Raw genomic sequence first — 9,047 nt, forward strand, 5'->3', positions numbered from 1 at the left:
TTTTATTTCAACAAAAAGCGGCGCAACTGCAACAAAAGGTTGTTTTTGATAAAATCACATGATATAATCTGAACGGAAATAAAAATATGACAAAAGTATCTTCTGATTTGAAAGAAAAAATTCCAGTAAATGAACGGCAGCAGCGCGGAACTTCACTTTTTCCGTTGCAATACAATTTTTGTAATACAGAAAATCCGTACTACGACTTGTGGCTTCATTGGCATACAGAATTTGAGCTTATCCACATTCTTTCTGGAACTTACAATCTTTTTCTTGGCGATCATGAAATTGTCTTGAACAAAGGAGACTCTTGCATTATTCCCGGAAAAATTGTCCACGGAGACGCACCAGAGAAAAGCGCATGTAAATACGAATCTGCAGTTTTTGACATTGAGCTTTTGCGCCAGCATGGATTCAGCCCGGACAGTTTTATAAACGACATTATATTGGAAAATATTTCGCTGAAAAATTATATTCCGGCAGAACAAAAAGATATTTTCAGCACAATTGAATTTTTGTTCGACACAATCCGCGAACAAAGAGAAGGCTGGGACATAATTGCTTCCGGCGCACTGATTGTTTTTTTTGGACTTTTAAAAAAGAATCATTTTTATTCAGAAAAGAAAATTCTTCCAGCGCAAAAAAGAGCCAGAAACAAAAAACTTGATCTTGTTTTGGACTTTATAAAAAAGAACTACGGAAACGACATTTCGCTTGAACAGCTTTCTGTGGCCGCCGGATTTTCACCAAAATATTTTTGCCGTGTTTTTAAAGAAATGACAGGGCGTTCTCCAGTTGAATATTTGAACTGGTTCAGAATCAGCAGAAGCTGCGCGCTTTTACGGGAATCCAACGACAAGCTTTTAAATATCGCTCAAAAATGCGGATTTAAAGATTTCAGCTATTTTATAAAAATGTTCCACAGATACAAAGGAATGACGCCGCTCAAATACAGAAACCTTGAGCTAAAGTCAAATAAAACTTCAGAAACAGAATCCGCGCAAAAGGAAAATACAATATGCTGAAAGACAAAACAATTTTAGTCGGAGTCACAGGAAGCATTGCGGCATACAAGGCAGCAACACTTGTAAGCATGCTTGTAAAGACAGGAGCTGAAGTCCGCGTGCTAATGACAAAAAATGCCACAAACATAATCAATCCGATTACATTTGAAACTTTAAGTGGACACAAATGCTTCATAGATACTTTTGACAGAAACTTCGAATTCAAAGTAAGTCACGTTTCACTTGCACAAAAAGCGGATATTTTTTTAATCGCGCCGGCAACTGCAAACATAATCGCAAAAGTTGCAAACGGAATGGCGGATGATATGCTTACTTCTGTTTTTCTTGCAGCAAAATGCCCGAAAGTAATCTGCCCTGCAATGAACACAGCAATGTACGAAAATCCAATAACGCAAGATAATCTTGAAAAATGCAAAAAATTCGGATTTAAAATTCTTGAGCCTGAAACAGGACATCTTGCCTGCGGTGAAAAAGGAAAAGGAAAAATGCCTGAGCCTCAAGCAATATTTGAATTTATCGAAAACGAAATTTCATTTGAAAAAGATTTTCTAGGCAAAAAAATTCTTGTTACAGCCGGACCAACTCAGGAAGCAATAGATCCTGTTCGATTTATCACAAATCATTCATCTGGAAAAATGGGCTATGCAATTGCAAAAATAGCGGCAGCAAGAGGCGCGCAAGTAACTTTAATTTCAGGACCAGTATCGCTTAATCCGCCGCAAAATGCAAAGACAATAAAAATCACCAACGCAAAAGAAATGCTTGAAGCAGTAAAGGAAAATTTTCCAGATTCAGACATAGTAATAAAATCCGCGGCAGTTGCAGATTTCCGCCCGAAAAATATCAGCGCAGAAAAAATAAAAAAAACAGGCGAAGACATTTCAATAGAACTTGAACGCACAGACGACATTCTTGCTTTCCTTGGAAAAAATAAAAAGCCCGGCCAGATTCTCTGCGGATTTTCTATGGAAACACAAAGCCTAATTGAAAATTCCAAAAAGAAACTTTCAGCAAAAAATTTGGATTTAATCATTGCAAACAATTTAAAAACGCCGGGCGCAGGATTTCAGGCGGACACAAACCAAGCCACAATAATTTCAAAAGATTTTCAAAAAGAACTTCCGCTGATGCAAAAAGAAGAACTTGCAAGCCGCATACTTGATGAAATAAAATCATTTTTATAGAAGGAAAATTTATGGAAGAAAATTTTTCGCAGGCAATTGAAAAAACAAAAAGCATTTTTCACATAAACGAATTTACAAAATATTTCACATTTGAAAACATATTGAAAATTGCAATAAGTGTTGTTTCCGTCATAATTTTCTATATTGTCTATAGGCTAATAAAAAAATTCATAAGAAAAAAAGCAACGACAAAACTTGAAAAAAATACCGCAGTTCTTGTAAACAAAGCCATAAGCTACATTTTTTACGTTTTAATCGGAATGTACATTTTGGGCCTTTTCGGAATCAACTTAAAAGCAATCTGGGGCGCGGCAGGAGTTGCAGGACTTGCAATCGGATTTGCAGCGCAAACAAGCGTCAGTAATTTTATAAGCGGACTTTTTGTGCTCGGCGAAAAATCCATGAAAATCGGAGACACAATTTCTGTAAGCGGAACAAGCGGAACTGTGGAATCCGTAGGACTTTTAAGCGTAAAAATAAAAACGCTGGACAATCAGCTAGTCAGAATTCCAAACAGCAGCATAATAAATTCCGTGCTGACAAATTACAGCAGCTACAAAACTACAAGACAAACTTTTGAAATTCACATAAGCTACGAAGCCGACTTGCAAAAAGCAATGCAAAAAATAAAAGAAATTGCATTAAGATGCCCGGCAGTTCTCCACTTTCCAGAAGCGCAAGTTTTTTACGACTCGCTCATTGGCTCTGCAAAATTAAAACTTATAGTCTGGCTAAAAAATGAAGATTTAATCAAAGTTAAAAATGACATTTTAACCGGCATTGTAAAAGAACTCAGACAGGAAAATATAAAAATAACATAAAAACTGAACTTTTTTCTGCAATTTTTTTTATTCCGCGGATATATAATAAGCATGAAAAACTTTTTATTTATCTGCCCGATCATTTTATTTTTTTCATGCGAATTTTTCAGCTACACAGAAAATGAAAAATTCAGTCTTCCGTATTCTAGCGAATGGAGCGTAAAAACGAGCCATCAGCCGGATTCAGAAATATTCGTTCTCGGAGAAAATTTTTATTCTGAAGTAAACAAAAACGAAGCCACAGCCTTGCTCGCCTATTCGCATTCAGATAAAAAAATCTACGGTGCAATTTATCCCTACGGAAACGATTTGACTTATTCAGACGGATTTGCCGCAGAGGTTTTATTTTCAATTTCAGCCGCCGCAGTGGATTCCGATTCATGCAAAAACGAATATCTTTCAAAATTCAACTGGCAAAAATTTATGGAAGAATGCCACGCCTTTGAAGAAAATGTCTGGAAACTTGACAAAGAAAGAATTATGAAAAAAATTTCTTCAGGCAATTTCAAAAAGAGTGATTTAAAACTATTGGAATGAAAAAGAATTCGTTGTATCATAAAATGGATTTTAAAATAAGGATTTAAAATGAAAAATATATTTTTCAAGATTTTCATAGTGACAAATTTAATATTTCTGTTTTCTTGTACTGAAAAAAATAAAACTACCGCAACTGAACTGCCGACTGTAAAAATCCATAACTGGTACTATTTTTCAACTGAAGGATTTCAAAAAATCGATTTGCCGCAAAACGCTCCAGAAGTTTATGAAAAGCCCTGGACAGAATCAGTGCGAATAACAAGCGCGGCAAGTCTAGTAAATTTAGAAAATAAAAATTCTGAATTTTCTGCATTCGCCCTGGTCAACAAAAAAGGACTTCTTTGCTTTAACGACGACAAAATAGAACTTTATTGCGACAATTCAATTTTTCTTCCGGACACAGCAGACTCTTTGGTATTCAGCAACGGAAAGCCAGTTTTTTACTTGTACAGAAGCAGTTTTTTTAATTCGGATTTAAACCAAACCACAATTCACAGCACGCGACCTTTTTTAGTTGAATTCGCGCCAGACTCAAAACTTTTTTATCCAATAGTTTCCTATTCAAATTTAAATCTTAAAGATGAAGATCAAATTACAGGATATTTTTGGGACGGAAAAACTTGGGCTTGCTCTGCAAAAAAAACATTAAAAAACGGAGTTGAATTTTCATACTTCTGCTGGCAGCCTTTAGTTCCGTTGACAGAAGCCAGTCCTGCGCTCGGTCAAGAATTTTTTGTGTTCAATTCATTGACGGAAAACGGCTACAAAAAAATGATTTTGCCCAAGCTTTTTGAAGAATCTCCAGAAGAACTAAAATCGCTGCTTGCCTCTATTCCCAAAGAGTTTTCATTTTATATTTCATGGAAAAATCCATCTGGAACAAGTCCAGAAAACTACAGCCACATTGGAACATCTGACAATTTTTTGAGCGCACATGCAGGATTTTCAACTGGGAAAAAATACATAACGGCAGTTTTTTCAGACGGAACAACTTACATAAAAAAATCATCAGAAAATTCTATAAAAGCATTCAGGCTTCCGCTTTTACCAAAAGGATTTTCTTATGGCGAAATAGCAGTTTCTGGAGACACACTTTACATCGCCTGGGAAGAAAGTTCTTTTTTTAAAACTGCAAGAGCCGGCTTTATCAGCGTAAATTTAAAGGAAATAATAAATTAATAGCAGACTAAGTTCGGAACTTTTGAAAACGGAGCTAGCTTTATATAAAGATATTTCAGCGGATGAATATCAAGACCGTTTATTTTCCAGCCGCCAATTTCATCAGTATTAACAAGATGCGCGCTTACAGGATGCGAAACAGGAATCAGAACGCTTTCATCCAAAAGAATTTGTTCAGCTTGCGCCATAAGTTTATAACGCTCGGAAATATTGTCAATCCGCGAAGCTTCCTGCAAAAGAGAATCGTAAGTTTCATTTTTAAATCCAGAAACATTCAGCGAAGAATTTCCGCGGAAAAGCTCAAGAAACGCCAGAGGGTCTGCAAAGTCGCCAATCCAAGAATAATAAAACAAGTCGGCTTTCCAGGACGGAATCGAAGCATTGTATCTATCAAAAGTCGTTGTCTGAATTTTAAAATCCACACCAAGCGGCTCCCAGGCATTTTTCAAAATATTCGCACACTCTGAAAGATAACCATCGCCAGTCGCAGCAAAAATCAAAGGCAGTTTTTCTTCCTGCGGAATTCCATTTTTCTGCCGCGCCTCATTCATCATTTTTAAAGCGTCATTTTCATCATAATCAGAAATTCCTGCAACTTCAGGATAGCCCGGCAAAGGATAAATAAAAGTTTCAGCCTTTATATTGAATTTTTCGCGCAGTTTGTCATAAGGAATCGCTTCAAGCAGAGCATCGCGGAATTCTTTTTTTGCCCAGACATTGTCTTGTTTTTTAAAGAAAAAATAAACCGTTCCAAATTCTGTGCCAATTAAAAGTTTTGACTTGTCGATTATTTTTGCAGCTTCGGCATTTCCCATAATCCAGTCGATTTCGCCGTTATTGAATTTGTGGGAATTTTCAGAATAATCATCGCTCAAGGAAATTTTTATTTCAGGAATTTTAACGTTTTTAGAATCCCAGTAAAATTCATTTTTCTTAATCAGAATTTCATTTTCATCGTAAGATTCAAGCGCAAAAGCTCCGCTAAAGGCATTTTTATTTTCACTTACAATACTAAAAGCATGATGGCACAAAATTTTCGGAAGATGACCGGCAGGCTCAGTCAAATGAACGACAACTGTAAAATCATCTCTCGCATCAATTCTTACATCCTGCGCAGAAATTTTTCCCTGCCTGAAATCAGATGCGCCTTCTATGCAGTCCAAAAGCGAAGCAAACGGAGCATTCGGAGTTTCCAAAAGTGAAATCCAGGAATTTCTTACATCTTTTGCAGTTATCAAAGTTCCGTCGCTGAATTTTGCATCGCTGCGCAAAGTAAATGTCCAGCGTTTTTTATCACGTGAAATTTTATATGATGAGCAAATCGCAGGCAAAGGCGCAAGGTTTACAGGATCATAAGAAAAAAGCCCTTCATACAAGCCGGTAAAAAGCTGAGCTTCGGCAGTAAAAGCAGCCGTATGGGGATTCATGTCATAAGAATGAAGCGGCGCGCAAATATTTACTCTGCGCTGTTTTGGCAAATCCTGTGAAAAAGAAAATGCGCTAAGACAAAAGAAAATTAACGCTGCAAAAACTTTTTTCAAATTGAACCTCGACAAAACTTATGAAATTCCAAGCTTTTTCATCTGTTCCTGCTCTTCAACATAGGAAAGATATTCCGCCCGCTTCTGGTTGAATTTAACAATAATATTTTTAATTGTCATAAGTTCCATTGACAAGCCTTTGATTCTTGAGCGGTCAACAGTTTTTGAAGTGTTCTTGAAAAATTCATCAAGTCCGTAAAGCTGCGCAAAAATATGATTATTTTCAACCATCTGCTTGTTCAAATATTCAAGAATCGCTGAATCATTTTGATTGTCAGCTTTTTTATATCCGGGCGAATTCGGGCTGCTAAATGAAGCGTAAACCCGCGCTTTCTTCAAAAGGTTTGCATAAAATTCATTGTATCTTATTGTTTCCTTTTTCTTTGCTTCGGTGCGCTTGTCAGTAATAAAAATATCGTAAGAGACAGGAGGCTCTTCCAATCCGAAAATATTCCGTAAAAACCTAAGAATTGTGTCTTTTAAAGTTTTCTTTTCACTCTGAAGAATTTCGTGGTTCAAGTTGACTTTTTCAGCAATCGCATTGAACTGCTCGCCTGTTGACGCTAAAATTCGCAAAGCATCCATTATAATTGCATGAGTGTCAATTGTAGTCTTTTTTTCTTCCTGAGCCTCTTTTACTTTCAGCCTTTCATACAAAGAATTTTGAAGTTTTTCTTTTTCTGGTGAAGTTTCTTCCGCAACAAGTTCAGAAACAAGCTCATTATTAAAAGATTTTCCCGGAAAACAAGAAGGAAAAAGCCGCTTTATTTCACCAAGCAATGCGCCAGAAGAAGCAAAAGCCTTTTCTTTGTCAAACGACGGATTTGCAAAAACTTTTTTTCTGATTTCAATTTTATAACGTTCACGCTGAAAATCCGCAAGATTCTTTAAGCCGCTGTCAATTTCAGCCATTGCAGTTTGCGTTTTTGAAACGCTGTCCTTTAAAAGACTTTGAACAATCGGCTGAACTCCGCTTTTCAGCTCATTCATGGCAATTGCAAGAGCGCGCGTATTCGGCCGAGTTGAGTTAACGCTCAAGTTTGCCCAGGAAAATGTATTGTTCAGCTCAAGCATTTTTTTTATTTTTCCGTTATCAAGCTGCGAAACAGAAAATTTCATAAAATTGCAAACGTAATCAAGCATTGTTTCGTACTGACTGAGCCTTATTCCAAGAACAATTGAACGCTCATTGTCTGCAAAAGAAGAAGTTTCAGGCAAGGAAATTGCAGTAATCCGGCTGTCATTTTTATACGGATCTGGAACAACCAAAGATCTTTTTACAAGATTGTCAAAAATATTCCTCAAGCAGGAAAAATGAAGCCTATAATCTTCCAAAAGCTTAGGAAGCTCAACATTGTCAAACCATTGCTCCCGCTCTTCTGCAGCTGAAATAATTTTCTGATTAAAATTTTCGTTCTCGGTCATATTTTTTTCCATAAGATATTAGCACAGCGGAACAAAAGGAGCAATTCCAATTAAAAGACTTTTTTCCGCAGAATTATCTTACAATGCTGATAAATATTTTCTTTTAAATTTCGGAAAAAAATAACCGTTACTTAATAAAGTTTTTTCCTTCACAAGCGATTTATTAAGCAAGCCGTGTCTTCTCCACATTTTCGTGCTGAACTTCAAGAATGTCCATGATTTTATCTATCATTTTCTGCTTAGGATCTGGTTCGTTTTCTGGCAAAGTCGAAAGATATTCACTGCGGAATTTCTTGCATTCAATAACAGGACTTGAAGTGAACACAAGTTTGTCTGGACCAACCAAATCGCTCAGCATATCTTCTTTTCCGTCTTGAATTTCAAGAATCGAACCGTTTATGCTTACACAAATCGCAATGTCAAACAAACGAAGATAACTGTCAATTTCTCTTAATCCGCGCTTTGTTTCAGGATGTCCCGGACGGTATCTTGTTCCTGATGGAAAAACCAAAATGACTTCGCCGCGCTTTTTGCAGTCATCCATTGCACGCATTGCAGCCAAATTAATTTTTCTTGCCTTGAGCATCTCTTCCTTTGCCTCTTCTTCAGACTGAGCATTTTCTTCATTTTTTGTGAGGCTTCTAGTAGGATAAATTACAACTCTTGTGAAACTTTCTGCAAATGCACGGACAATAGGATTGTCTTCATTTAATTTCATGCCCGCAATTGCAACAGTCCGTTTAGAAAGATCAGCCAAATCCGAATTTCCGCTGTGCTCAAGCATATAAAGCAAAGCAGGCAAATCTGTATTTGAATAATGCTCCATTAAAATCAGTCCGCTTTTTCCTGACTTCACTTGATTATAAAAATCCAAGAAATTTTCAATGCCGCCTAAATAGCTTTCTGGCAAAAGATTATCTTCAACCAATTTATCCATGAGCTTTCTATTTTTTGGGTTTGCAAGTTGATAAACATTTGAACTGTCAATTTTAGCAGCAGCAACAGAATTCAATGAAAGGGCTTTAAAAAAGTCAGCATAAGCTTCACGGATTGTTTTCTTTTCCATGCAAAATAACCTCGTAATATAAAACAATTAAGAAAATAAAAAAATGATTTTACTATTTTAAATACAAAATATGAAGATGTCAACTAAAGATATAAATGATATGAAATGGCGAAATAAAAAAAATAACTAATTTTACAATAATCGCAATATTTCTTCGGGACGCTTCCCGGGGAAAAGAAAGCCCCCTCCAGCTGACTGGAGGGGGCTTTGGAAAATGTATGAAAGAAGCCGGCCGCGTCCTAGTTTCCCGCCATGGGGCAGTATCATCG

The 9,047-nt window shown here is 36.5% G+C and carries 8 protein-coding genes; 5 read left to right on the top strand and 3 right to left on the bottom strand.

What is annotated here, in order from left to right:
- The first annotated feature begins 86 nt into the window (after window positions 1–86).
- From Q0N70_RS07220 to Q0N70_RS07240, 5 genes are all read left to right on the top strand, one after another.
- A complete protein-coding gene (locus Q0N70_RS07220; protein ID WP_294015361.1) occupies window positions 87–1,025 on the top strand; it encodes an AraC family transcriptional regulator in 939 nt (312 codons plus the stop codon).
- On the top strand, window positions 1,019–2,209 hold the full coding sequence (gene coaBC, locus Q0N70_RS07225; protein WP_294015363.1) for a bifunctional phosphopantothenoylcysteine decarboxylase/phosphopantothenate--cysteine ligase CoaBC: 1,191 nt from the start codon (window positions 1,019–1,021) through the stop codon (window positions 2,207–2,209). The genes Q0N70_RS07220 and coaBC overlap by 7 nt, the downstream gene beginning before the upstream one ends.
- Before the next feature lie 11 nt (window positions 2,210–2,220).
- Window positions 2,221–3,030, top strand: coding sequence for a mechanosensitive ion channel family protein (locus tag Q0N70_RS07230; protein WP_294015365.1), 810 nt, complete (start codon window positions 2,221–2,223; stop codon window positions 3,028–3,030).
- Between the two features lie 51 nt (window positions 3,031–3,081).
- Window positions 3,082–3,567, top strand: coding sequence for a hypothetical protein (locus Q0N70_RS07235; RefSeq protein ID WP_294015367.1), 486 nt, complete (start codon window positions 3,082–3,084; stop codon window positions 3,565–3,567).
- Between the two features lie 78 nt (window positions 3,568–3,645).
- A complete protein-coding gene (locus Q0N70_RS07240) occupies window positions 3,646–4,746 on the top strand; it encodes a hypothetical protein (RefSeq protein ID WP_148228291.1) in 1,101 nt (366 codons plus the stop codon).
- Here Q0N70_RS07240 and Q0N70_RS07245 read toward each other — a convergent pair.
- From Q0N70_RS07245 to Q0N70_RS07255, 3 genes are all read right to left on the bottom strand, one after another.
- Window positions 4,743–6,287 (bottom strand): peptide ABC transporter substrate-binding protein, encoded by a 1,545-nt coding sequence (locus Q0N70_RS07245; RefSeq protein ID WP_294015370.1) that lies wholly within the window; start codon window positions 6,285–6,287, stop codon window positions 4,743–4,745. The genes Q0N70_RS07240 and Q0N70_RS07245 overlap by 4 nt on opposite strands.
- Window positions 6,288–6,305: 18 nt before the next feature.
- The gene (locus Q0N70_RS07250; protein WP_294015372.1) at window positions 6,306–7,712 is read right to left on the bottom strand and encodes a hypothetical protein; all 1,407 of its coding nucleotides are present in this window, start codon (window positions 7,710–7,712) and stop codon (window positions 6,306–6,308) included.
- Between the two features lie 163 nt (window positions 7,713–7,875).
- Window positions 7,876–8,778, bottom strand: coding sequence for a 1-acyl-sn-glycerol-3-phosphate acyltransferase (locus tag Q0N70_RS07255; protein WP_294015374.1), 903 nt, complete (start codon window positions 8,776–8,778; stop codon window positions 7,876–7,878).
- Window positions 8,779–9,047 lie beyond the last annotated feature (269 nt).

The sequence above is a fragment of the uncultured Treponema sp. genome (genome assembly GCF_945873775.1).
Classification (GTDB): domain Bacteria; phylum Spirochaetota; class Spirochaetia; order Treponematales; family Treponemataceae; genus Treponema_D.

Bases quoted from the DNA above. Each gene is read 5' to 3' on its own strand.
- Q0N70_RS07255 (WP_294015374.1), bottom strand. From the start codon at position 8,778: ATGGAAAAGAAAACAATCCGTGAAGCTTATGCTGACTTTTTTAAAGCC.
- Q0N70_RS07230 (WP_294015365.1), top strand. From the start codon at position 2,221: ATGGAAGAAAATTTTTCGCAGGCAATTGAAAAAACAAAAAGCATTTTT.
- Q0N70_RS07250 (WP_294015372.1), bottom strand. From the start codon at position 7,712: ATGACCGAGAACGAAAATTTTAATCAGAAAATTATTTCAGCTGCAGAA.
- coaBC (WP_294015363.1), top strand. From the start codon at position 1,019: ATGCTGAAAGACAAAACAATTTTAGTCGGAGTCACAGGAAGCATTGCG.
- Q0N70_RS07235 (WP_294015367.1), top strand. From the start codon at position 3,082: ATGAAAAACTTTTTATTTATCTGCCCGATCATTTTATTTTTTTCATGC.
- Q0N70_RS07220 (WP_294015361.1), top strand. From the start codon at position 87: ATGACAAAAGTATCTTCTGATTTGAAAGAAAAAATTCCAGTAAATGAA.